We start from the raw sequence: 23,993 nt of genomic DNA on the forward strand, positions 1-23,993 counted from the left end.
AAGCCGCTCAGTCGGCCGGTGGCCGGGTGTTGCGCAGCTTCTTCACGCCGGAGCGCAGCTTCTTGCCCTCCAGCCGCCGCAGCTGCGACCCGTAGCTGGGTTTGGTGGCGCGGCGCACGGGTGGCGGCGGCTCGGCCGCCTTGGCCAGCAGTTCGTCCAGCCTTGCGCGAGCATCGGCGCGGTTGCGGTCCTGGGTGCGGAAGCGCTGCGCCTGGATCACCAGCACGCCATCCTGGGTGATGCGCCGCCCGGCCAGGGTCATCAGGCGGCGGGCCATGTACTCGCCCAGGTCGAGCCGGTTCAGGTCGAGCCGCAGCTCCACCGCCGTCTCCACCTTGTTGACGTTCTGCCCGCCGGGGCCGGAGGAACGGACGAAGCGTTCCTCCAGCGCGCCATCGGGGATTTCCGGGATGCGGGCCATGCGGCGCCTCATGACGCGGCGCGCGGGGCGGCGCAAATGAAAAGGGCGCCGGAGGTCTCCCCCCGGCGCCCCTTCCCATCGAAGCCGGATGGCTCAGCCCAGGCGCTCGCCGTGCAGCGTCACGTCCAGGCCCTCGCGCTCTTCCTCCTCGGTCACGCGGAGGCCGACGATGGCGTCCACGATCTTGAGCAGGATGAAGGTGGCCACCGCCGTGAAGACGAAGACCGCCGCCACCGCATAGACCTGCAGCATGAACTGGTCGAAGGACCCGCTGATGCCGTCCGGGGAGGCCGGGGTGGCGGACAGCGGGCCATAGGCGAAGATGCCGGTCAGCAGCGCACCGGCGATGCCGCAGACGCCATGCACGCCGAAGGCGTCCAGGCTGTCGTCATAGCCGCACCAGTGCTTCAGCGCGGTCGCGCCCCAGAAGCCGGCGAGGCCCGCGACCACGCCGATGACCAGCGCGGAGCCCGGCAGCACGAAGCCCGCCGCCGGGGTAATGGCGACCAGCCCCGCCACGGCGCCGGAGATGGCACCCAGGACCGAAGGCTTGCCCTTGGTGGCCCATTCCGCGACCAGCCAGGCCAGCACCGCGCCGGCGGCCGCGATCTGCGTCACCAGCATGGCCATGCCGGCGCGCGCCCCGGCGCCCACGGCGGAGCCCGCATTGAAGCCGAACCAGCCCACCCACAGCATGCTGGCGCCGATCACGGCGAAGCCCAGGTTGTAGGGGGACATGTTCTCCGTCCCGTAGCCGACCCGCTTGCCCAGCACCACGGCCGCCACCAGGCCGGCCACGCCGGCATTGATGTGCACCACCGTGCCGCCGGCGAAGTCCAGCGCGCCGAGGGCGAAGATCCAGCCGTTCGGGTGCCAGACCCAGTGCGCCACCGGGGAATAGACCAGCAGCGTCCAGAGTGTGACGAAGACCATCAGGGCGGAGAACTTCATGCGGTCCGCCACCGCGCCGGTGATCAGCGCCGCGGTGATGATGGCGAAGGTCATCTGGAACATCACGAAGACGCTTTCCGGGATGGTCGTCGCCACCGCCGCATCGCCCGAGCCCAGGGTGAAGGGCTTGTCCCAGTTTTCCGCCATGCCGGACAGCAGCAGGCGGGAGACGTCGCCGATGTAGGCGTTCCCCTCGCCGAAGGCGAGGCTGTAGCCCAGCACCATCCACAGCACGCCGACCAGGCCGCAGATCGCGAAGGACTGCATCAGGGTGGCCAGCACGTTCTTCTTGCGGACCATGCCCGCATAGAACAGCGCCAGGCCCGGCACCGTCATCATCAGCACGATGGCGGAGCTGATCAGCATCCAGGCGGTATCGCCGGTATCGATGGTCGCATCCTGCGCGAAGGCCGCGCCCGACACGAGCAGCGCCGGCAGCGCCATGGCAGCGGCGCGCGCAATCCTCGTCATTCCCCCGGTCCTCATCATGGGTGTGTCATTGCCCGGCATGCGGCTACAGCGCCTGGCCGTCGGTTTCGCCGGTGCGGATGCGCAGGGCGCGTTCCACATCCAGGACGAAGATCTTGCCGTCGCCGATCTTGCCGGTGCGCGCGGCACCCGCGATCGCCTCGACCACCGCATCCACCATCTCGGCGGCCACGGCGACTTCGATCTTGAGCTTCGGCAGGAAGCTCACGTGATATTCGGCCCCGCGATAGATCTCGGTCTGGCCCTTCTGCCGACCGAAACCCTTGACCTCGGTAACCGTAAGCCCCTGTACGCCGAGCGGGGTGAGCGCATCGCGCACCTCGTCCAGCTTGAAAGGCTTGATGATGGCCATGACCAGCTTCATCGCGCCGCAGATCCCCTTCCCAAGGCGGTATAGGGCAAGCCAATCCAAGGAACGTGCCAAGCGCTTTGTAGACCGTTCTGCCAGGGACTCCGCCCGAGCGCGCAACCGTTGCGCATGTGCGCTGCAAAAACTCTGCCTGTTTTCTGGGCAATTGCCTCGCACTTGCTGAAAGCCCGCACCGGGGCGACTTTCAGCGCATGACCGAGATCCCCACCACCATCTGCATCGTCGGCGCCGGCCCCGTCGGCGCGACGCTCGCCGCCACGCTGGCCGCCGCCGGCATCCCCACCGCGGTGCTGGACCGCGCGCCGCTGCCGCCGATGGAACTGCCGGATTTCGACGGCAGGGCCTATGCCATCGCGCTCACCAGCCAGCGCCTGCTGGCCGCGGCCGGCATCTGGGACCGGCTGCCCGATACGCCGCAGGCCATCCACCATATCCGCGTCGCGGATGGCCGGCCGGGCCACCCCCCCTCCCCGCTGCAGCTGGATTTCCGCAGCGCCGAGGTCGGCCCCGACCCCTTCGGCTGGATGGTGGAGGCCCGCGCGCTGCGCGTCGCGCTGAATGCCCGCCTGCCGCACCTGCCGAACCTGCGCGTCTTCGCGCCCGCCGAGGCCGCGGTGGAGCGCGGGCCAGAAGGCGCCCGCATCCGCATCACCTCCGGCCCGGAGGCCGGCACGATGCTGACCGCCCGCCTGGTGGTGGCAGCGGAGGGCCGCAACAGCGCGCTGCGCCAGCAGGCCGGCATCGGCGTGACGCGCTATGACTATGGCCAGACCGGCATGGTCGGCGCCTTCGCGCATGAGCGGCCGCATGACGGCACCGCGCTCGAGATGTTCCTGCCCAACGGCCCCTTCGCCCAGCTGCCGCTGGCCGGGCCCGGCGGCTTCGGCAGCGCGGAGATGCCGCATGCCTCCGCCTTCGTCTGGTCCGACCGGCGCGATTTGGCGCAGCGTTTTCTCGCCATGGACGATGCCGCCTTCGGCCGCGAGCTGACCCGCCGGCTCGGCGACCATCTCGGAAAAATCCGGCCGATCGGGCGGCGCTGGTCCTATCCGCTGACCGCGCTCTGGGCGCAGCGGCAGGTGGATACGCGCCTGGCTTTGGTGGGCGATGCCGCGCACGGCATCCACCCCATCGCCGGCCAGGGCCTGAACCTCGGTTTTCGCGATGTCGCCGCGCTGGCGGAGGAGATCATCACCGCGGTCGCCGCCGGCGAGGATCCCGGCAGCCAGGCCGTGCTGCGCCGCTACGACCGCCGGGCGCGGCCGGATGCGGCCATCATGCTGGGCGCGACCCATGTGCTGGAAAAGCTTTTTGGGAATGACTTCGGCCCGGTGCGCCTGGCGCGGCGGCTCGGCATCGCGGCGGTGGACCGCATGCCGCGGCTGAAGCGCGCCTTCGCGCAGCGGGCCATGGGCATGGTGGGGGCCAGCGGGCTGCTGGGCGGCCAGGGGCTGATGACGCCGCCGGGGTGAGGCGGCACGCCCCATGGACGCCGAAGCGCCGCTTCGGCACCCTGGCGGCATGATGCGCTTGCCCGGCTGCTGGCGCTGAAATCTGGAACGGGCGGCGGCGCAGGGGTGAATAGGGGGCGAAAGCTCTACGAAGCGGGAGATCGGCCCCCACCCAACCCTCCCCCGCGGAAGAGCGGGGGAGGGCTTTTCAGCCCCGCTTCGGCGGATCCCGGCTAAGCCCCTTCGCGGCCAGCGCGGCCTCGTAGGCCGCCCATCGCTCGGCCTGTTGCTCGCCAAGCACCCGGAAAAAGTCCCAGCTGTAGATGCCGCTGTCATGCAGGTCGTCGAAGATCAGGCGCACGGCGTAGTGCCCCACCGGCTCGATCCGCATGATGCCGACATGGCGCCGCCCCGGCACCGTCACGCGCTGACCCGGCCCATGCCCCTGCACCTCGGCGGAGGGGCTTTCGACGCGAAGGTATTCGGCGGGCAGGGCGAAGGTCACGCCGTCGTCCCAGGCCAGGTGTAGAACCTGCTCCGCCCGGGCGAGGCGGATTTCCGTCAGCTTCGGCATCGGGCGCCTGTCCTTCAGGCCGGCAGCTTGCGCGCCTCGTCCGGCAGCATAATGGGGATGCCGTCGCGCACCGGATAGGCGAGGCCCGCCTTCTCACTGACCAGCTCGCCGGCCTCCCGGTCGTAGCGCAGCGGGCCCTTGCTCACCGGGCAGACCAGGATTTCCAGCAGCCGCGGGTCCACCGCGCCCGGAACGCCCGTATTCGTCTCACTCGCCATGGCCGAAATCCCTTATCCGTCCGGGAAAATCTAGCTCGGCCGGCCCTCCGGCGCCATGCCATGGCTGTCCATCTGCATCAGCGCCACCAGCATCGCCGCCCGGTCCTCCACCGAGGCCGCCTCCAGCAGCGCCTGCTTCTCCCGCACCTCGAAGGGGCAGAGCATGGACAGCGTGGTCACCAGCATGGCGTCGCCGGTATTCTCCACCGCCTCCCAATTCGCCTCGATCCCGCGGGCGCGGAAATAGGGGCGGAGCGCGCCCAGCAGGCCGGCGCGGTCGATGGAAGGCGGCGGGCCTTCCTGCACCAAGTCCGGGCCGTAGTCGCCATATTCCACCCGCGCGCGCCGATAGCCGCGGCGCAGCTCCACTTCCTCCAGGATGCGGTAGCGGATCACGCCGGTCAGGCTGATCAGGTAGCGCCCATCCTCCGTCTCGGCGAAGGAGGAGATGCGCCCGAGACAGCCGATGCGATAGGTCTGGCTGCCGAGTTCCGTGCGCGGCAGGCCCGGGTCAGGCTGCACCATGCCCAGGAAGCGTCCCGCCGCCAGCGCATCCTCGGTCATCGCCAGGTAGCGAGGCTCGAAGATGTTCAGCGGCAGCCGGCCGCCCGGCAGCAGCAGCGCGCCGCCGAGCGGGAAGATCGGAATTTCCGATGGCAAGGCGTCGAAGGCAGGGTGAAAGGCGGGCATCGGCTCCGTTTCAGCCACCGGGCGCGAGGGGCGCGCCCGATGGACCGTGTTACCCCCGCGCGGCTCGCGCCTCCGGCCGGGTCGGCTTATCGGAACAGAAGGGTGGAGAGCTTCCGGCGTCCCGCAAGGGTGGCGGGGTCGTCGAATCCCCAGGCCTCGAAGAACTTCAGCAATTGCTTGCGCGCCGCCTCCTCGTTCCAGGTGCGGTCGCGCTTGATGGCGACCATCAGCGCGTCCACCGCCTCCGCCCGCTTGTCCATGGCGTTCAGCGCGACGGCCAGGTCGATGCGGGCGGCGTGGTCATCGGGGTCGGCTTCCAGTCGGCGTTCGAATTCGCCCAGCTTCTCCCGCGCCTCCCGGCCCTCCCGCGCCAGTTGCAGCTGGCTGCGGACGGAGGCGATCTCGGCATGGCCCGCGATCTTCTCCGGCACCTGATCCAGCACCTCCTGCGCCTGCTCCTCCTCGCCGAGGGCCATCAGGCAGCGGGCGAGGCCGGCCATCGCCTCGGGGTTCTCCGGCTCGGCCTGGGCGAGGGCGGCGAACAGCTCCACCGCGCCGGCATGGTCGCCGGCCTCGACCAGGGCCTTGGCCTCGGCCAGCAGGTCGGCGCCGGGCAGCTGGCCGCCGGAGACCTTCAGCAGGTTCTCGATGAACTTCTTCACCTCGCCTTCCGGCAGGGCGCCCTGGAACAGGTCCGCGATCTGGCCTTGCGCGAAGCCGACCACGGTGGGGACGGATTGCAGCGGCAGGCCCATCTGCGCCAGCTGCTGGACCAGCTGGCGGTTCTTGTCGATGTCGATCTTCACCAGCTTCACCCGGCCGCCGGCGGCGCGCACCACCTTCTCCAGCGTGGGCGTCAGCGTCTTGCAGGGGCCGCACCAGGTGGCCCAGAAGTCCACCAGCACGGGGGTTTCGCGGCTGGCCTCGATGACATCGGCCATGAAGGTGCGCTGGTCGCCGTCCTTCACGGGGTCCGGCGTGCCGGCGGGAAGGCCGCCGGGCGCGGCCTGGCGGGTCGGGTCGAAGATCAGGTCCATGGCAGGCAATTCCTCTCGCTTGGCCGCATAGATGCGTGATGTGGGGCGCGAAGCAAGCGGGTTGGGCCAGATCACGCCGGATTGGGCATCTCCAGCAACTCCGGCGCATGGCCGAGCGCGCGCAGGAAGCGCAGCAGGTCCTCGGGCCGGATGGCGGTGGTCATGGTATTGGTCAGCGGGTGGATGTTGATCCAGCCATGCTCCTGCATCAGCGCCCGGTCGAAGACCGCCCGCACCGCGCCCGGGGCGGCATTGACCAGGCCGAAGGGGGTGACGGAGCCGGGCTCCACGCCCAGCTGCGCCCGCAGCGCCTCGGCCTCCGCGAAGACCGAGCGCGGCAGGCCCAGGGCGCGGACCAGCGCGTTCACCTTCACCGGCCGGTCCTCCTCGATCGAGGCCAGCAGGAAGGGCCCGGCGGCCTTTTCCGGCCGCAGGAACAGGTTCTTCACATGACCCCCGGGCAGGTCCGGCCGCAGCGCCTTGCTTTCGGCGACGGTGAAGACCGGCGGGTGGCTGACGGTGCGGGCCTCGATGCCGAGCGCGGCCAGGCGCGCCAGCAGGCCTTCGGGGGTTTCCATCAGCGGGGGGCGGGACCGGGCGAGAGGGATGGGCGAGCGGGACCATGCAGGTGTTGAACGCGACCCATCATCTCGACGCCCCCTCACCCTTCCCTCTCCCCCCTGCGGGTGGAGAGGGTATCCTTGATCAATGCAGCCGGCTGGCCGGCTGGTGCGGGCTGTCCAGGCTGAAGGCGGGCACGGCCACATCGAAGGCCTCCCGCGTCTCGGTCACCACCATGTGGTAGGTGCCGGCCATGAAGCCGGAGGGCGTGTGCAGCGGCGTGCCCGAGGTGTACTCGAAATGCTCGCCGGGCCCGAGCACCGGCTGCTCGCCCACCACGCCCTCGCCATGCACCTGCTGGCTGCGGCCCTGGGCATCCGTGATGCGCCAGCTTCGCTTCAGGAGCTGCACCGTTTCCGTCCCCTCGTTGCGGATGGCGATGCGATAGGCCCAGACGAAATGGCCACGCTCCGGCTCCGACTGGTCTTCCAGGTAGAAGCTGCGCACCGTCACGCGGATGCCGCGGGTGGTCTCGCTGAACTCATCGGCCTTGGCCATCGCATGGTCTCCCCGGCCCGATCACGCTGAGCCGGATCATTCTCGGCCGGATCGGTCCTGCGTCAACCGGGCTCAGTCAGTGGGGTGCCCCCTCCGCCCGCATGCGCCGGGCCAGGGCCTCGCCGATCATCACGCAGGTGAAGTGCAGATTGGCGCGGCAGTCCGACGGCATGATGGAGGCATCGGCCACGCGCAGCCCCGCCACGCCGCGCACCCGCAGATCCGGGTCCACCACGCCGCGCGGTTCCTCATGCGCCGTCATGCGGCAGGTGCCGGCGGCGTGCTGGATATCCGCGGCCTCGGCCAGCATGATGGCGTCCAGCGCGTCATCCGGCAGCGCGGCGGCGGCGGGCATGGAGAGCGTGGTCTCGCCGAAGGTGATCCGCTGGGCCAAGTCGCGCAGCGGCGCCATGCCGGTGAGCCGCGCCAGGCGGCGGATGCCGTCGCGCATCCGGGCGCGGTCGCGCGGATCGTCCAGCATGTTCTCCTCCACCACCGGCTGCGCCTCCGGATCGGCGGAGGTCAGCGCCAGCGTGCCGCGGGAGAAGGCGTCGTAGAGCGCGAGGCCCACCGCCCCGCCCTCCGCCGGGCTGCCATCGGTGGTCAGGCCGCGATGGTTGTAGGCGATCATGATCATGTCGCGCTCGCCCCCCATGCCGCTGCTATAGGTCAGGCAGCAATTGGTGTGGCGCGCATCGGCGCCCTGCGCGCGGTGCTCCGGCTTCAGCGCCAGGGTCGCGCGCAGGATCGGGTGGTCCATCAGGTTCTGGCCGACCCAGGGCAGGTCCTGCACCACCGGAATGCCGAGCCCGGCCAGCGCCGCCGCCGGGCCGATGCCGGAGCGCATGAGGATCGCCGGGCTGTGGATGGCGCCGGCGCAGAGCACCACCTCCCGCCCCGCGATCTCCTCCCAGTCGCCGCCGCCGAAGCGCACGCGGACGCCGGTGGCGCGGCCCTGCGAGACCAGCACGCGATCGACCAGCGCCTCGCCCCTTATGGTCAGGTTCGCGCGGCCGCGGGCGGGCTCCAGATAGCCGTCATTGGTGGTGACGCGCTGGCCGTCGCGCTGGTTGATGGGGTTGCAGGAAATGCCCTCCCCTTCCGGCGCGTTAAGGTCCGGCTTCCAGCGATAGCCGGCTTCCAGCGCCGCATCGCGCAGGCCGAGATCGACGGCGCCCCAGCGGTCGATCGGCATCCGAAAGACCGGCAGCGGGCCGCCCTGGCGGATGCCGGGGGCGGTGCCGGTATCCGCATCATCCTCGATGGCATCGAAGATCGGCAGCACATCGGCGGCCGACCAGCCCTCGCAGCCGGCTTCCGCCCAGGCGTCGAAGGCGGCCGGCACGCCGCGGATGGCGATCTGGGCATTGACGGTGGAGGAGCCGCCCAGCGCCTTGCCGCGCCAGTAGAAGCGCGGTTCCTGCACCGGCGTCCGCCGCGTCATCAGGCCCGGCCATTGCCAGGCGGCCTGGTGGGCCGGGTCGTGCATGAAGGGGATGATATTGGCGCTGCGCAGCGCCGCCGGCGCCTCCGCCGCGCGCCAGTCCCGCCCGGCCTCCAGCAGCAGGACCTTGCGGTGCCCATCCTCGGAGAGTCGCGCGGCGAGCGGGGCGCCGGCGGAACCGGCACCCACCACGATCACGTCATACATGCGGCCTTCGCGTCCAAGGGGGGCGCGCCGAGACTAGGGAGGGCAATCCCGGCCGTAAACCGCGCTAGCCGCGCCGCAGCGCCACCGCCAGCCCCGCCCCCATCAGCACGCCGCCGCCCAGCCGGTTCAGCAGGCGCCGCACCGAGGGCCGCCGCACCGCGCCGGACAGCCGGCCCGCCAGCGCCGCATAGATCGCGGCATTCGCGGCGGCCAAAGTGACGAAGGTGGCGACCAGCAGCGCGGCCTGCGTCACGAAAGGGCGCGCGGGATCGATGAACTGCGGCACGAAGGCCACGAAGAAAACAATGCCCTTCGGGTTCAGCGCGGTGACCAGCCAGGCCTCCCGCATCGCGCGGCCGGCGGGCAGCGGCGGCGCTGCGCTGGCCTCCACCGGCGCGCGCCACATCTTCACGCCCAGCCAGATGAGATAGCCGGCGCCGATCCATTTCAGCGCGGTGAAGAGCGTGGCGGAGGCGGCGAGCACCGCCCCCAGCCCGGCCAGCGACAGCGTCATGGCCGTGAGGTCGCCCAGCGCCACCCCGGCCACCAGCGGCAGCGCATTGCGCGCGCCGCCGCCGAGACTCTGGCCGATCACCAGCAGGATGGTCGGCCCCGGGATCAGCAGCATGACCAGCGCCGCGGCGCAGAAGGCCAGCCAGGTGGCGAGGTCCACGACCTACTCCTTGCGGCGCGGCGCTTCCGGCAGGTCGCCGGCCAGTTCGAACAGCGTCGCATCCGGCACCGCGGCCGGGCGGGCCTTGGCCGGCTTTTTCGGCACGGGCGCCGGGGCGGGCTCGGCGCCGACGGGCGGGTCGATCACCACCTTGGCGCGGCGCGTCGGCTTCGGCGCCGGGGCGATGGCGTCCAGCGCCTCCGACAGGTCCGCGATCAGGTCCGCCACATCCTCCAGCCCGACCGAGAGGCGGATGGTGCCGTCCGTGATGCCGAGGCGCGCGCGTTCCTCGGCGCCCACGCGCATATGCGTGGTGGTCGCCGGATGCGTCACCAGGGACTTGGCATCGCCCAGGTTGTTCGAGACGTCGACCAGCTTCAGCGCATCGAGGAAGCGGAACGCCTCCTGCTTCCCGCCCTTCACGTCGAAGGTCACCAGGCTGCCGCCGGCGGCCATCTGCGCCTTGGCGAGCGCCTGCTGCGGATGGTCGATGCGGAAGGGGTAGAGCACGCGCGCGATCTCCACCCGCTCCGCCAGGAAATCGGCGATGGCGGCGGCGGAATGGCACATGGCGGGCAGGCGCAGGTGCAGCGTCTCCAGCCCCTTCAGGATGACCCAGGCGTTGAAGGGGCTGATGGAGGGGCCGGTATTGCGGATGAAGGGCTGCAGCACCTCATCCACCCACTTCTTGCGCCCGAGCACGGCGCCGCCCAGCACGCGGCCCTGGCCGTCCATGTGCTTGGTCAGCGAATAGACCACGACATCGGCGCCGAATTCGATCGGCTTCTGCAGCAGCGGCGTGGCGAAGACATTGTCCACCACCACCAGCGCGCCGGCCGCATGCGCCAGGTCGCAGACCGCGGCCAGGTCCAGCACGTCCAGCATGGGGTTCGACGGCGTCTCCAGCAGCACCAGCGCCGTGGGCTCGGACAACGCCGCCCTCCACTGCGCCAGGTCCCCGCCATCGACGAAGACCGAGGTGATTCCGTAGCGCGGCAGCAGGGTGGAGACGATCCAATGGCAGGAGCCGAACAGCGCGCGCGACGCCACGACGCGGTCGCCCGCCTTCAGATGCGACAGCATGGCGGCATGCACCGCGGCCATGCCCGTGGCGGTCAACCGGCAGGCCTCCGCGCCCTCCAGCGCCGACAGCCGGTCCTCCAGCATGGTGACGGTGGGATTGCCGAAGCGGGAATACTGGTAGTGCTGGGTGGTGCCGAGGAAGGTGTCCTCCGCCTGGCCGGCGCTCTCATAGACGAAGCCGGAGGTGAGGTAGAGCGCCTCCGAGGTCTCGTCGTGGTTGGAGCGCATCTGCCCGCCGCGGACCAGAAGGGTGGCGGGGCGGAGCGGGCGGTCGGGCAGGGTCTTGGCCATCGGGACACCTCATGTTGCAGCCTTCGCTGCGACGTGTTGGGCGCCCGGCCCCACCAGAGGGCGTCGAGGATTCGCGCATGGCGCACCCCGCGACCCTTTAGCGCGCTTGTTTTCGGAAGGGGTTTTGGGAGACCTTCCGCCCGGCACACCGGGACCTCGCCGCAATCAGGCCGGACAAATCGCGAGGGGCGCTGGCGCGCCTGGGGCGAAGGCTTAGGGGTGGGGCGGGCGGCGGTCAAGGATGGCGTGGGAGGGCCGGCGCTGGGGCCGCTTGCGGGCCGGGGCCGGGGCCGGATATAGAGGCAGGGCTGCGGGCGTAGTTCAGAGGTAGAACGTCAGCTTCCCAAGGACGCTCGACGTTCCGCCTGTCAGCCCGAAACCCCGCAGATTTCCTCATCTTCTGCCGCCTCGACGGCCTCCGGCACCAGTGCTGGTTGCCTACCCGTGAGCGTGGAGTCTGGGTCCTGACGCGGCTGGTCCGCCCCTTGATCCAGTACCGGCGCTTTCCGGCCGGGTTTGGCTTTCTTTCTGGCGACGAACTTCGGCTTGCTGCGGTATCGCAGGTCCTCCGGCAGGGCCGCCCTGTGACGGGCCTCGGCGTCGCCGGGTGAGCGTCTCCCCTCCACCACATCGGCCACATAGCTCTGCCAGACCCGTAGGGCGGTGATGGCGGAGGCCGATGGCCCGGAGTGGTCATAGGTGGCCACCAGCTTGCTGCGGCCGGTCACGTGGTTCAGGGCGGCCTCTGCATCGGCCTCGGTCACGTTCAGGTAGGTCATCCCGGTCCGGGCGGTGCGGCGCAGGTCATGCCATGTCCATCCCGCTGTGCCGGAGGCTTCGAACAGGCGCCGCAGGAGCTTGCCGTTCCCGGTGAACCCCTGTGTGGGCGACCGGCCGAGCAGCATCCATGCCGGGCCCAGCGCGCCGGTATCGGGCGGCCAGACCAGTCGCAGTTCGCGCTGTGCCAGTTGGCTCAGTGGCAGGATGTGCTCACGCGAGTTCTTGGTTCGCGCCGCCGGGATCGCCCAGATGGCGCCATCGGCCATGATCTCGCCGACGCCGATGTTGGCGACCTCAGACACCCGGCAGGCGGTGAGGATCAGCAGGCGGGTGAATGCGCGGAGTTTCACGGGCTCCCGCTCGGCGGCGTTCCAGACCGCCAGCCATTCATGGTCGTCCAGAACCCGGGTTCGGGGTGGCACATGTGGGGCGATCAGGGTGCGGCCACGGCGCGGCAGAGGATGGGTCTCGATCCAGCCCATGGCCTCCGCGTAGCCGAGGAACGACGACACGACGGTGTACAGGAATGCACCCGCACCCGGTGTCGACTGCGCCACGCCCGCCAGCAGCCGCGTCCATGTCTCGCGCCGGATGTCTCGAAGTGGCTGGAGCCGGATGCGGCGAGGGATATGGACCCGCAGCGCGCTCTCGACCCGATACGCGTAGGTCCGCGACCATGGCCGCTCCGCCGAGTAGATGCGCGCCCGCTGCCAATCCGTTAGGGCTTGGTCGACCGTGATGGCCGCTGCTGCTGCTCGACGAACTTCCCGGGCAGCGCGGCGCTCCCCGATTGGATCACGGCCCTGCTGGACGGCACCAAGCTGGACGAGGGCGAGCCTGCGGGCGTCGGCCACCTTGGTCGAGGGATGTTCGCCAATCTTGATCGAGGTGCGGCGTCCATCGGCGGTCCATGCGCGGACCGACCATGACGCGCGCCGGGATGGCAGGATGCGCAGCACGAGGCCGCGCACCGTGGCGTCCCATACATCGAGCAGCCGCGTGCGGGTCTCGCGCTGGAGGTCGGCGATGACCGCCTCGGTGACCGCGATACGCACGAGCTACCGCGCAGTGTGCTGGTCGAGGTTCTGGTGGATTGGTGCATCGAGATGGCTTGGAGTCATGCGGAGATGATCTCACGCCGTCATCCGAGAACCGCCGTGCCAAAACTCGGTAGTTGGTGACCGCCTGACCATCCTGACCACGACGGCATGGTCAGCCCGGTCAGGATGAGGTGGTTTTAAGTACCTGCTGAGCGAGGACAGCCAGTTCGGTGCTGTTTTGCGGGGTGCCGACTATGTTGCCGTCGATAGCAATTCACGGAGACATCATGGCCCGCCCGATCACCCTCAAGCCTGCCAAGGCTGCCGACGACTACTTCACCGGCCGCGCCCGCGTATGCCGCATCCTTGAAGATGCCTTCGCCGATGACGGTCGCACCCAGTCCGCCGTCATCGAGGCCGCAGGCGTCGGACAGGATGGTAGGGGGGGCGGCAACAACTTCACCGCCATCAAGCATATCGCAGTTGGCGCGCAGGTCACCGGCCCGTCCGACGAGGCGCTGCTGCGCATCGCAGAGGCGCTCGGCCTTGACCCGCTGCTGCCCTACCTCGCGCTGCTCCTGTCGGAGGATGCAACCCCGGTCATGCACCGCGCCCTTATCAAAGTGGTGGACCGGGATACGGGCTACTGGACGAGCGTCGTGCGCGACTACGCCGACCACATCGGCGGCAACAGCACAACTGGCGAAGTGTTCGAGGAGATCGAGGGACGGTGCGCCGAGGCTACTGAACGCCTGTCGCGGCACGCAGCACGCGAGCGGGTAAAGGAGATGCTGCGGGCCTACTGGGCCAAAAAGGCAGCCTGACCAGAGAGGCAGGGACGGCGACATATCGTTCTGACCACCCTGACCACAGCATCGTAGTCAGGGTGGCATCCGGGTCACCGGATCAGCGTGAACTTGTCGACGGCGCGGCACTGCTCGCAGACATTGATCGAGGTCGTCCTGCGCCCGGGCTTGTGGTGGCAGTGCCAGACGTTCCCGCACTTGTCGCACTTGCGGAGCGTCGCCTCGGTTTTGCACCACTGACAGACAGCCATGCTGATCTCCCGTTGAACCGCGACAACCACGTCACGGCCGCTGTGGTCGAGAGATCGGGGCCGCGTCGCTGTATTCTGCCACGGGGCTTTCTGGAAAACGGTCTACCGAAATAAACCGATTGAGGCGGCGACCGCCAACCAATTCATCTCGTCCACGACATTGCGCGGTGTGCCGCGCCGAGAACGACGCCGTGGCCATAGAAATAAGGTACGGGCTGATGCCGCCGTCGTGGACCAAGCTCGGTCTCGATCACGCCCTCAGTGCGCACCAGTTCCCGACACTAAAGCAGGGTGTCGATGACCGACGTAACCACGGACGCGGCCGCGCGCCAGCGGGATGAGGCATGCACCTGATGGTCGCATGCGACTGCGCCTACACCGGCAATCTGGATGGTCGCATGCGACCGGTGCGGCGCCGGTTCAGGGTAGTGGCGGCGGCACAAGCCGCCTCCAGCCCCCTCGACGCTCCTGCCCCTGATGCGTTCGCGATGCTGACCTGAACCAGACAGGCCAGCTAAAAGGCAGCGGCGGCTCTGGACCCGGGCAGGTGCCGGTAGAGCGTGCTGGCGCTGACCCCGATCTGGCGGGCTACCTCGCCCGAACTCATCGTGCCGGAAGCCAGCATGGCCTTGGCCGCCCTGACCTTGTCCTCGGTCATCGAAAGCGGACGACCTCCCTTGCGGCCGCGCAGCGCGGCGGCGGCCAGACCGGCCCGGGTCCGCTCGACGATGATCTCGCGTTCCATCTGGCCGAGCGCGCCAAGGATCGAGAACATGAACCTGCCACTGGAGGTCGAGGTGTCGATGGCCTCCGTCAGGGAGCGCAGCGCGATGCCGTGCCGCTGGAAGTCCTCCGCCAGATCGATCAGGTGGCGCAGGGACCGACCGAGGCGGTCCAACCGCCAGACCACAACGGTGTCGCCCTCGCGCGCGATCTCCAGAAGCTTGGCTAGCTCGGCGCGGTCGGTTCGGGTGCCGCTGGCTGTCTCGATGAAGACCCGCTCGCACCCGGCGCCGCGCAGGGCATCAAGCTGGAGGGCATGGGTCTGCTGGTCAGTGCTGACGCGCGCGTAGCCGAGTAGCATGCAGTTCTCCTGAAACCCGTCAGGAGGCGAGGTAATGACGATGCGGTTTCGGGACAATGTTTTGAGAACGAAGAACTGCAAATGACCGGACGTTATTGACCGAGGCCGTCAACCTCCTCCGAAAATCACCGAATTTGGGGGGCGATGTTGAGGGTGCGGGGATGGAGGGATGGGACGTTCGAAATCACCAGACACTCAACGCAGTACCCAATTTACTCGATTGCTAATACTAATAGCTGCTCTAGGTCCGTTGCCTTTCGTTTAACCCCCTTCAACCATGCAGTTCTCTCATCTTTCGGAAGCGCCACCCCTCCGTGAATGATAGCCCTCCGCAACCAAGGGTCTGCATTTAGATACTCGCCCTTCACAATGCGGAACCAATCTGCGGCCTTTGCACGAGCCGCAGCCGTTACTATTTCTCGCCTCACAGACGGCGAGCGTTCCTCTTGAAAAAGCTTGGTAAGCTCATTCACATGATTTAATTTTTTGATGCGACCAAAGAGATTGATAAAAAGGGCTCGAAGATACTCATTCGATGCGACCAGATCGTCTTCTGCAAGGCGAAGGAATTGTGCGCCAACTTCCCGCCATTCCCCATCATATTTTCCGGCACAACTTTCGAAATAATTGGCCACTTCAGCAAGCGCAGGAATAAATATTTCAAAGTTACGCATGATAAAATCCACCCCGCCGGGCATGCCTGCCTGAGCAAGTCTTCGAATGACCCAACGCAAACGAATATAATCAATATCCTTCTCGGAAATGTAGGATTTCAATATGCCCTCTATTTTTGGTTTGGAAAAAAACTCCATCTCCGCAGTTTTGATTTTGGCAGGCGAAATTCGTCGGTAAGGACTTGACGAAAGAGAGCGGACTGCCGCCACCAGATCGCGCTCGGCGTCATTGATGGGGTCGCTCTCTGATTTCGATCTAGCAACTCGCGCAAAGGTCGTTGATTCAATTATTGCCGTTTTCTGGCGATTGAGTTGGATTTTTTGGGTGTTGTCTAGATAGCCCACTATCGAATAGAGTGCTTTCTGAGCCTCACGGTGTGAGTCAGCGAAAACGTGTAGGTCGTCGGCATACCTACAAAACTGATACCCTTGCCCTAGCATGAAATTGTCGAGTGGTATAAGCGCCATTTCAGCGAGTATGTGCGTTCCATGGGGACCAACGGGCACACCACGCGAGACCCCATCAGTGCATCGACTTAGAAAGTTTTTGATTGCATGTAAGTGCTCCTTATTCTTGACCGCCTCGTCGATTTGATTTTCTATTGTGTGGTGGTAAATTTGGTTATAAAAATCGCTTATATCTGTGACTAAAACATGTTTGCCCTTGCTTGCCAATTCGAGGGAACGCTTCCAGAATTCCTCCCAACCATTGTCGAGAGCATACATTCTGCCCCCTTTAGAGGGAGAAAAACGGTTACTAAAAACCGAGTTTTCCCTGACTGGGCGCCGACGGCGCTCAAGACTTCTGCCAATCTCGTAGATTAGGGCTGCAAATAATATTGCGTCGAAAGGCTCAAGTTGTAAAACCGCCCGAAATGAAAGCTCGCGCTTTGGTATCAAAAATCTGCGTGGGCTCGACCAGTTGTGAGCGTTGATATCGACATTAGAAAGTGATTTAACGGCACGCGCCGAATACTCGTTGATGACGTTAAATTCGAAGGGGAGAGGAAGTAAATCCGTATCGCCCTCTGAGATAATATGCTTTATGGCCCATTCGAGGCTGGCTTTCTTCAATTTCATCAATTTTACCGTCTCGTTGCATCGGCTGCGGATTTGCCTCCGCCGGGCTGAAACGCGATTGGCGGGCGCTCGGTTGGCGGCGCGTAGAAAACGTAAGGTTCAGCACCGAGTCGAGGCCGCGTTTGAATCCTCTAGATGAGGCAGCAGCCTCATCATTGATGACTGAGGGCAACCGCTTCATCGCGCAGCCACACACTTCCTTTCTCAGCAGAGTCTTGAAGTCGGCACGGATGCAGCCGCAAGACAAAGTTCACCCAAGCCCCAACAGGACGAACAGTGCCCGATCTAAGTTAGCCACTTCGCTGCATGAGAGGTGACCGATGGATGAGCCAATGTTGTGACGGTCTACAGGGCCACCTCGCTCAACCATGATCCATGCGTTCCGTTCGAGGGGTAAGTGATCCGAGGGTTCGACAAGCACACGCAGTAGCGGGGCGCCAAGAGCATCTGCCACCAGTGGGCACGCCAGCAAGGTCCGGGTTGTCGCGAAACAATCTGATTGAACGATAACCGCAAGCCGTTGATCGCCACCGGCAGCAAGTAGGGCAACCACATCGCCCCGACGCCACTCACACTCTGGGCAGCCAGCCCCCTCTCCCAATAGCGCCACCTGCCGGGCGGCCTCCATCCGAAACGCAGGAGCCTTGGTATCAGGCACCCAGAACTGCACCGGTCGCAGTCCACCTTCTCGAAGGCGAGCCCGATATGCCTGCGACTTGGTCTTGCTCTTTCCGAGGGATGAGCGCGACCGGCCGACATAAGGCTGATCGGGCGCCTGTGACTTCCGCAGACCAGCCGCTGGCGCCGTCGCATGCGACGCTGAGGACTTACTCTTGATCAGCTTTGCAGTCGGAAGTCCAAGCTCATTTGCAATTCGGCGCCGCGCGAACTCCACGAAAGTGGGGCTCAGGTCAATCAGCGTGGCTTTGCGACCGAGTTGGGAAGCGACGATCCCGGTGGTGCCGGAGCCGCCGAATGGATCAAGCACTTCTCCGCCTTCCTGCGTTCCGGCAACAAGGCATCGCCGGACGAGTTCGGGTGGAAACGGGGCCGTGTGGGGTCCAGCCTGTGGGCGTATCGGGATGGTCCACACTGAATGCTGCTTGCGGAGGCTGGCGTCGAACTTATAGGTCGCCCGCTTGGTCAGCAGAAAAATGCGTTCGTGGGAGGACGTGAAGCGGTCAATCGCTGAGTTCGGAAGCGAGTGCGGCTTCTCCCATACGATTTCTTGCCTGAGCCACCAGCCGTCGTCCCGGAGTGCAACTGCCAATTGCCACCCGATACCTAAGAGGTCCTTCTTCTTGGTCCCAAGTGGTGGCCGCTTAACCGCGCGATGCTCAGGAATGCGATCCTGTCCACCAGCCGATTTCTTATAGCGAAATTCGTTCGACAGGTTCCGATCCACGCCTCCGCCACCGTACGCGTAACAATCCCCTATGTTGAGCCAAAGCGTGCCGTCGGCGCGCAGCACACGGCGAACCTCACGAAAAACGTCCACCAACCGGCCAATGTAGGCGTCGGGCGTGTCTTCCAGCCCTATCTGTCCCTCGACCCGGTAGTCGCGGGCCGCGAAGTAGGGTGGGGAGGTAACGCAGGTATGGAAGCGCCCTTCTGGCAGCCGACGGAGGACTTCCAACGCGTCGCCTGTCAGGAGGCGGACGGGGCCGACACGCTGACCCCGGACCCCCTTTGGGTTCGCGACCGGCAGCGTAACTCCATCCATTCAAACTGCCTGTCGTGATGAGGGGAGTCGAACAAGACCGGCAGTACGCGCTCCTGAAGCTGCGCGACAGTCCGTGTCGATGCAGCAATTAGTGGTTGATTTTGCGGCAGCGTCAATACTCCCTGTCGGGCCTGCGTGTAGCGGCGACAGGAGTGCGGTGGTGTTTGCGGCACGACCTCACCCATACCCGGCCGCTCCCACCTCGGCAGCTACCTGATGAACATTGGGGATGCATGCCCTGTTGATCCCGTGACTTTACACCCAAGCAATACGCGTAGGTATTGCCGCCAAATCAAAATGTAGGCAGTATCGCCTCCTGTTCAATGTGAATGGAAGAATTCACACTGCCGTGAATGATCGGCCACCCCTCATCGTATGGGTAATGGCTGCTGAACAACTGATTCATTGGAGCAAGTGGGCGCGGAAGCTTAGCAAACAATTGGTGGACAGGATCGCGCAGGTGTCGCCAATTATAAAACAACTTGAAATCGAACTCAGCAGCGAGATTTACAAGGCGTCCGCATACGCTGATGAGCGGAGCGACGCATGGCAGGACTCTGATAAAGCCGAGAATTATCGAGGCTGGATCGAAACTATGGAGGAGGCTGTCGAAGCACTCCAGACTGCCGTAGAATGTTTGAGCGAGATCAGCGCCGCGCCAGATTAGGAAACTTCATAACGACTTTTAAAATTTCGTTTGTAGGGAAGCTGGCGCCTTAGGTGTCGTTTTTGCCCGTCACCCGGCGGATTGCTAGCCGATGACCACCGGCCATGGCTCGCTCCAATTTGGTCCAATCCGCGTTCGCTTCCCCCCACGCCGGATGCGCTGGCGGCTTCTGATCCCGATGCGGAGCGGTTCTATGCCGCGCTTCATCACAGCAAGGGCTGCGGCATCGTACACACACAGCAGTCCCTTCGGCTCCGTGAAACCGGGTGTGGTGCTCGCCCCGATGACGGCAGTCGGCCACCGCCGAAGCAGGACGGCCGCAATGGCGCTCGCGTCGAGGGCAGCGTGTTGAAACAACAGCATGGCGCCATCCGTTGCTGCCAGCCCTCGAAACCCAACGTGGCTCCAACCACGGTCATGGAGGCGCCATCGATCACGGAGGTCACGAAGGGTACGGCGGAGTGATCGGACTGCCTGCCGCAGGTCTCCTGCTCCGCGCTCCAGCGGTAGGGAGACGCTGGCCGACGCCACCTTGCCTTCGGCGCCGACCCTGAAGATCAACTCCCATTCGGCGGCGATCATTGTTCTGCGGCAAGACGAGCATCCCGCGCTTCGGCACCGCCATGGCCACGAATTCGCCGGAGCGTCATGACGTGACCTCCGGGCCAGCAGGCACCGGTGGAGCCGATCCGCGACGTGCTGGTGACCGCTCCCTCGCAGCAGGTCGATCACCTCCTGCTGGTGCCGTTCAGCCTTAGCCGCGTCCGCTCTGGTCGACCTTCGAGCCCGCGTCATGGATAGGTGGGGGCAAGTCGAAAAGGCTCCTCGCTTCTAGCGGCCTCGTAGTAAAGCGCCAGCCGGGCTGCGGAGAGGCGATCCGGCATCCAGAACTCATACCCGACGCGCCTGTTGTTCCGGTAGACCGCCAGAAATCGGACTGGACAGCCAACAAATCTTTCGGCTGCCCAGCGGCAGAATGCCAATACCAAAGCGCAGCGGCTTGGCGTGAGGGCATCGGACGTAAGTCCGGACAGGAACACACGATGAGTGGATGGGGCGTAGATCATGGACGTATTTAGCTGTCAGGTCATGTTTAGTGTAGGGAACCTATGAGTATGTTGCCAGCGCCGAACCAACTATAAGTCCTATCCGTCATCGAGCGCCGCCAGTTCCGCACCAAGACTTCGTTCCCATTGCTCGAACATCGTGTCGGACCGGCACGAAAGAGTGACAAGGCCCTCGGCCGGATCGACCGGAACAACATTCTGCCCACCTAAGCGAAGCAGTTCGATAATCTCTCGGCGTGCCGGAGGAAAAACAGGGCGATTATGTGCGGCGCGGGCATCTTCGAGGTGCCAAACGCCTCTTCCGCTCCGTCGCAGTTCGATAAGGACAGGATGCGCTTCGTGGGTAAGGTAGAGGGATTCACCGCCAATTAGCCTCATCCAATGGTGGACGCCGCCGTGCTGTGGGCTCGAAACACAGAGGTCTAGTCGCCTACCGAGTGCCCGAAGCTCACCAATCGACAAAATTTGGCGCAGTGGCGAAACGACCATGGGTTGCACCGAAGGCGCGCGCAACGCGGACACCTGCTTCTTGAGCCGACGAAAGACGGCCTCAATGCCAGCATTGGCTGGAATACCCCGCATCGCAGCGTCTGGATCAAGTCCAGATGCGCGCAACAACGATGCCACGGCGCCCACGGCTTCGGCGATAGACGGATCGCTGAGAAGCGAAGGCGGCAGGCTGGCGACCGCCGGGTCCGCAGCCTCCGCCAACGTCTCGATGTGACGCAACAACCGGTCGTCGATCCGCCCTGAGCCGTCGACGATCAGGTTCCCATAGGGACCGGCCGAGATCGAAGCGATCCGCTGATAAAAGACCCGGCTGCCGACTATAGAGCCAGCCCGATCCAGCGCCCGAAACAAGGTAGGTGGGCACCCCGGAATGGCCAGTCGAAGCAGCGCACGGGGGTCGGTGTCGTGAAGAGTGGCCGCGACATCGGGATCAGTCCCGCTGTCGGCAAGGTGCAGGAAGGCGCCGACCGCATGGATGACCCGTGTCGGCGCGCACAGGAGCCGCTGGGCCAGACCCGGGTTGATCGCAATCAGGGTCGCGATGCGGCGAGCATGAGGACCATAGACGCGGAGGGCAGGTGCATTGTCGAAGTGCGTGGTGGCCTCCTGTTGCTGTTGCGTTGTCGCAAATACCCCAGTTCCGGCGTACGTCCAGCGGTTTGAGCCCCTATTGGGGAAAGGGTTTCCCGGACGCGACCTCCTGATTTTATCGTCCAAAGCTTTGCACCGAGATGGTTTACCCAGTCGCGCAAGCCTTCGGCCTGCTTTAAAGGTTACAGGACTGTCTCAGGTCGTACTCAGCCTGAATCGGAACTGAGGTGTTGAGGGGGACGCGTGGAAGGTCATTCTGAGAAAGTCGGCTTCGTCTGGTCGGTCGCCGATCTGCTCCGGGGCGACTACAAGCCTGCCGACTACGGCAAGGTCATCCTTCCCCTAGTGGTCCTCCGTCGCCTCGACTGCCTGTTGGGGGCGACCAAGCAGGCCGTCCTCGACCGGGCGAAGGTGATCCCGGCGACGGCCGACGATGCCATGCGCGAGGCCATGCTGAACCTCGCCGCCGGGCATGGCTTCCACAACGCCTCCCCCTACACCTTCGCCCTGTTGAAAGCTGACCCCGCCGGGATCGCGGACAACCTCCGGGCCTACGTGAACGGGTTCTCGGCGCAGGTCCGGGACATCTTCCTCAAGCGGTTCGAGTTCCCGACCCAAATCGCCAAGCTCGACGAGGCGAATCTCCTGTTCAAGGTCGTCTCGAAGTTCACCGAGATCGACCTGCACCCCGACCGGGTCAGCAACCTCGCCATGGGCTACATCTTCGAGGAACTGATCCGGCGCTTCGCCGAGCAGTCCAACGAGCAGGCGGGTGACCACTTCACCCCTCGCGAGGTGATCCGCCTCATGGTCAACCTCCTGCTCACCGAGGACGCCAAGGCGCTGACGCAGCAGGGCGCGATCCGCACGATCTTCGACCCCGCCTCCGGCACGGGCGGCATGCTCTCAGTCGCCGAGGAATACCTTCGCGAACTGAACCCCACAGCGAAGCTGGTCGCCTTCGGGCAGGAGTTGAACCCGGAGAGCTTCGCCATCTGCAAGTCGGACCTGCTCATCAAAGGGCAGGACCCCGCCGGGATCGCTTTCGGAAACTCCTTCACCGAGGACGGCCACAAGGGCCAGACCTTCGACTACTGCATCTCCAACCCACCCTTCGGCGTGGATTGGAAGAAGGTGGAGGACACTGTTCGCGCCGAGCACGAAAACCTTGGCACCGCCGGACGCTTCGGCGCGGGCCTGCCGCCGGTCGGCGATGGCTCCCTGCTGTTCCTTCAGCACATGGTGTCCAAGTTCCACAAGGATGGACGCCCCTCCCGCCTCGCCGTGGTGCTCAGCGGCTCGTCGCTGTTCTCCGGCGGCGCCGGGTCCGGCCCCAGCGACATCAGGAAGTGGATCATCGAGAACGACTGGTTGGAAGCCATCGTCGGCCTTCCAGACCAGCTTTTCTACAACACTCCGATCAGCACCTATGTGTGGATCATCACCAATCAGAAGGCACCTGCCCGGCGCGGCAGGGTGCAGTTGATCGATGCGACCGGCATGGCCGAGAAGATGCGCCGCAGCCTCGGCAACAAACGCAACATGATCCCCGAGACGGCCATCGTCGAGATCACACAGCTCTTCGGGGACATGGCCGAGTGCGACGTCAGCAAAGTCTTCGACAACGAGGACTTTGGCTACTGGAGGATCACGGTCGAGCGCCCGCTGCGCCTCGGCTTCTCCATTACCTCGGAGCGGATCGGCGCCTTGGCCGAGGTCGTCATGATGAAGGCTCTCGGCACTAGCCGGAAGAAGGGCGCCGCTGCGCAGCAGGAGGTTGCTGACGGCGAAGCCCTCAAGGCCGCGCTGTTCAAGGCACTGGAGAGCGCGGTTGCCGAGACCGTGTGGCGGACCCGCGAAGCCTTCACCGCGCACCTGAAGAAGCTGCTCACCAAGCACGCAGTGAAGCTGCCCACGCCGCTGTTCAACGCCGTGGTAGCTGGGCTCAGCGAGCGCGACGAGACGGCGCAGCCCTGCATGAAGAGCGGCGCCCCCGAGCCGGACGTCGATCTGCGCGATACCGAGACTGTGCCGCTGAAGGAGGACATCCGCGCCTACTTCGAGCGCGAGGTCCTGCCACACGCCTCGGATGCGTGGATCGATGATGACAAGACCCGCACGGGCTACGAAATCCCCTTCAACCGGACCTTCTACCAATACGTTCCACCCCGCCCCTTGGAGGAGATCGACGCCGACCTCCGCCGCCTCGCGGGCGAGATTCAGAACATGCTGCGGGAGATCGCGGCATGACTGTTGGCACAGGACTGCGAACTCGCAGCGTCCAAGCAGATGGCTTTGGCTGGTTCAGCAAGGTGCCAGCGCACTGGTCAGTGCTTCGCCTAAAGCGCGCGGCCCAGATCATCAACGTCAAACGGCCGGTCGCACTTGATGACCGCTACGTGGGTCTGGAAAATATCGAGCCATGGACCGGGCGGCTGGTTCAAGGAGAAGATGCCGCACGGGCAGAAGGTATCGGAACCTGCTTCCGCGCAGGGGATGTCTTGTTCGGCAAGCTCAGGCCATACCTCGCTAAAGCTCATCTCGCCTATGCCGACGGTATCGGTAGCACGGAGCTTCTGGTCCTTCGAGAGAAGCGCATCCGGTCAGAGTTTTTGCGCTACTGCTTAGTACTACTGTGTCATAAAGAACTTGCCTGATTGGGCTGTGCTTTTGTATGCGTGGAGATTCTCACGCATGGAGGC

The 23,993-nt window shown here is 65.6% G+C and carries 23 protein-coding genes; 6 read left to right on the top strand and 17 right to left on the bottom strand.

Annotated features, from left to right (window positions below; translation table 11 throughout):
• Positions 1 to 7 precede the first annotated feature (7 nt).
• The 3 genes from arfB to J3S20_RS16550 all read right to left on the bottom strand — a co-directional run bounded on the left by arfB (position 8) and on the right by J3S20_RS16550 (position 2,225).
• Positions 8 to 421 (bottom strand): alternative ribosome rescue aminoacyl-tRNA hydrolase ArfB, encoded by a 414-nt coding sequence (gene arfB / locus J3S20_RS16540; RefSeq protein WP_216837584.1) that lies wholly within the window; start codon positions 419 to 421, stop codon positions 8 to 10.
• 93 nt (positions 422 to 514) lie between these two features.
• Positions 515 to 1,843: an ammonium transporter gene (locus tag J3S20_RS16545; protein WP_379793690.1), complete on the bottom strand. Its 1,329-nt coding sequence runs from the start codon at positions 1,841 to 1,843 to the stop codon at positions 515 to 517.
• 43 nt (positions 1,844 to 1,886) lie between these two features.
• A complete protein-coding gene (locus J3S20_RS16550) occupies positions 1,887 to 2,225 on the bottom strand; it encodes a P-II family nitrogen regulator (protein WP_216837585.1) in 339 nt (112 codons plus the stop codon).
• A 197-nt stretch (positions 2,226 to 2,422) separates the two neighbouring features.
• On the opposite strand from J3S20_RS16550, the gene J3S20_RS16555 reads away from it, so the two are divergent.
• Entirely contained in the window at positions 2,423 to 3,703 is a 1,281-nt protein-coding gene (locus J3S20_RS16555; protein WP_216837586.1) for a UbiH/UbiF/VisC/COQ6 family ubiquinone biosynthesis hydroxylase, read from the top strand.
• A 187-nt stretch (positions 3,704 to 3,890) separates the two neighbouring features.
• Here the strand turns inward: J3S20_RS16555 and J3S20_RS16560 are convergent, their stop codons facing one another.
• From J3S20_RS16560 to J3S20_RS16605, 10 genes are all read right to left on the bottom strand, one after another.
• Positions 3,891 to 4,256 carry a gamma-butyrobetaine hydroxylase-like domain-containing protein gene (locus tag J3S20_RS16560; RefSeq protein ID WP_216837587.1) on the bottom strand — a complete coding sequence of 122 codons (366 nt, stop codon included), beginning with the start codon at positions 4,254 to 4,256 and terminating at the stop codon, positions 3,891 to 3,893.
• A gap of 14 nt (positions 4,257 to 4,270) precedes the next feature.
• Entirely contained in the window at positions 4,271 to 4,474 is a 204-nt protein-coding gene (locus tag J3S20_RS16565) for a Trm112 family protein (RefSeq protein WP_216837588.1), read from the bottom strand.
• A gap of 30 nt (positions 4,475 to 4,504) precedes the next feature.
• Complete coding sequence (locus tag J3S20_RS16570; RefSeq protein WP_216837589.1) at positions 4,505 to 5,164, bottom strand: LON peptidase substrate-binding domain-containing protein; 660 nt, start codon at positions 5,162 to 5,164, stop codon at positions 4,505 to 4,507.
• An 86-nt stretch (positions 5,165 to 5,250) separates the two neighbouring features.
• Positions 5,251 to 6,201, bottom strand: coding sequence for a thioredoxin family protein (locus J3S20_RS16575; RefSeq protein WP_216837590.1), 951 nt, complete (start codon positions 6,199 to 6,201; stop codon positions 5,251 to 5,253).
• A 71-nt stretch (positions 6,202 to 6,272) separates the two neighbouring features.
• The gene (locus J3S20_RS16580) at positions 6,273 to 6,779 is read right to left on the bottom strand and encodes a prolyl-tRNA synthetase associated domain-containing protein (RefSeq protein ID WP_216837591.1); all 507 of its coding nucleotides are present in this window, start codon (positions 6,777 to 6,779) and stop codon (positions 6,273 to 6,275) included.
• Positions 6,780 to 6,906: 127 nt separating this feature from the next.
• On the bottom strand, positions 6,907 to 7,320 hold the full coding sequence (gene apaG, locus J3S20_RS16585; RefSeq protein ID WP_216837592.1) for a Co2+/Mg2+ efflux protein ApaG: 414 nt from the start codon (positions 7,318 to 7,320) through the stop codon (positions 6,907 to 6,909).
• Positions 7,321 to 7,396: 76 nt separating this feature from the next.
• A complete protein-coding gene (locus tag J3S20_RS16590) occupies positions 7,397 to 8,971 on the bottom strand; it encodes a GMC family oxidoreductase (RefSeq protein ID WP_216837593.1) in 1,575 nt (524 codons plus the stop codon).
• A 64-nt stretch (positions 8,972 to 9,035) separates the two neighbouring features.
• Positions 9,036 to 9,644: a LysE family translocator gene (locus J3S20_RS16595; protein ID WP_343215241.1), complete on the bottom strand. Its 609-nt coding sequence runs from the start codon at positions 9,642 to 9,644 to the stop codon at positions 9,036 to 9,038.
• Positions 9,645 to 9,647: 3 nt separating this feature from the next.
• On the bottom strand, positions 9,648 to 11,018 hold the full coding sequence (gene metZ / locus J3S20_RS16600; RefSeq protein ID WP_216837594.1) for an O-succinylhomoserine sulfhydrylase: 1,371 nt from the start codon (positions 11,016 to 11,018) through the stop codon (positions 9,648 to 9,650).
• 368 nt (positions 11,019 to 11,386) lie between these two features.
• Positions 11,387 to 12,853, bottom strand: a complete 1,467-nt coding sequence (locus tag J3S20_RS16605; protein WP_216837595.1) for a tyrosine-type recombinase/integrase — start codon at positions 12,851 to 12,853, stop codon at positions 11,387 to 11,389.
• 272 nt (positions 12,854 to 13,125) lie between these two features.
• Between J3S20_RS16605 and J3S20_RS16610 the strand changes: the two genes are divergently transcribed.
• Entirely contained in the window at positions 13,126 to 13,662 is a 537-nt protein-coding gene (locus J3S20_RS16610; RefSeq protein ID WP_216837596.1) for a hypothetical protein, read from the top strand.
• 577 nt (positions 13,663 to 14,239) lie between these two features.
• On the top strand, positions 14,240 to 14,395 hold the full coding sequence (locus tag J3S20_RS16615) for a hypothetical protein (RefSeq protein ID WP_216837597.1): 156 nt from the start codon (positions 14,240 to 14,242) through the stop codon (positions 14,393 to 14,395).
• A 14-nt stretch (positions 14,396 to 14,409) separates the two neighbouring features.
• On the opposite strand, the gene J3S20_RS16620 is transcribed toward J3S20_RS16615, so the two are convergent.
• The 3 genes from J3S20_RS16620 to J3S20_RS16630 form a co-directional block, all read right to left on the bottom strand.
• Positions 14,410 to 14,979, bottom strand: coding sequence for a recombinase family protein (locus tag J3S20_RS16620; RefSeq protein WP_216837598.1), 570 nt, complete (start codon positions 14,977 to 14,979; stop codon positions 14,410 to 14,412).
• Between the two features lie 212 nt (positions 14,980 to 15,191).
• Entirely contained in the window at positions 15,192 to 16,733 is a 1,542-nt protein-coding gene (locus J3S20_RS16625; protein ID WP_216837599.1) for an RNA-directed DNA polymerase, read from the bottom strand.
• A 250-nt stretch (positions 16,734 to 16,983) separates the two neighbouring features.
• Positions 16,984 to 18,456 (bottom strand): antitoxin MazE-like protein, encoded by a 1,473-nt coding sequence (locus J3S20_RS16630; RefSeq protein ID WP_216837600.1) that lies wholly within the window; start codon positions 18,454 to 18,456, stop codon positions 16,984 to 16,986.
• A gap of 382 nt (positions 18,457 to 18,838) precedes the next feature.
• On the opposite strand from J3S20_RS16630, the gene J3S20_RS16635 reads away from it, so the two are divergent.
• Entirely contained in the window at positions 18,839 to 19,123 is a 285-nt protein-coding gene (locus J3S20_RS16635; RefSeq protein ID WP_216837601.1) for a hypothetical protein, read from the top strand.
• A gap of 1,145 nt (positions 19,124 to 20,268) precedes the next feature.
• Here the strand turns inward: J3S20_RS16635 and J3S20_RS16640 are convergent.
• Positions 20,269 to 21,417, bottom strand: coding sequence for a hypothetical protein (locus tag J3S20_RS16640; RefSeq protein WP_216837602.1), 1,149 nt, complete (start codon positions 21,415 to 21,417; stop codon positions 20,269 to 20,271).
• Positions 21,418 to 21,534: 117 nt separating this feature from the next.
• Between J3S20_RS16640 and J3S20_RS16645 the strand changes: the two genes are divergently transcribed.
• Together J3S20_RS16645 and J3S20_RS16650 are read left to right on the top strand one after the other, a co-directional pair.
• Positions 21,535 to 23,541: a type I restriction-modification system subunit M gene (locus J3S20_RS16645; protein WP_216837603.1), complete on the top strand. Its 2,007-nt coding sequence runs from the start codon at positions 21,535 to 21,537 to the stop codon at positions 23,539 to 23,541.
• Positions 23,538 to 23,948, top strand: coding sequence for a restriction endonuclease subunit S domain-containing protein (locus J3S20_RS16650; protein ID WP_216837604.1), 411 nt, complete (start codon positions 23,538 to 23,540; stop codon positions 23,946 to 23,948). Before J3S20_RS16645 ends, J3S20_RS16650 begins: the two co-directional genes overlap by 4 nt.
• Positions 23,949 to 23,993 lie beyond the last annotated feature (45 nt).

The organism is Falsiroseomonas tokyonensis (assembly GCF_019024325.1).
In the GTDB taxonomy this organism is placed as follows: Bacteria; Pseudomonadota; Alphaproteobacteria; order Acetobacterales; family Acetobacteraceae; genus Falsiroseomonas; species Falsiroseomonas tokyonensis.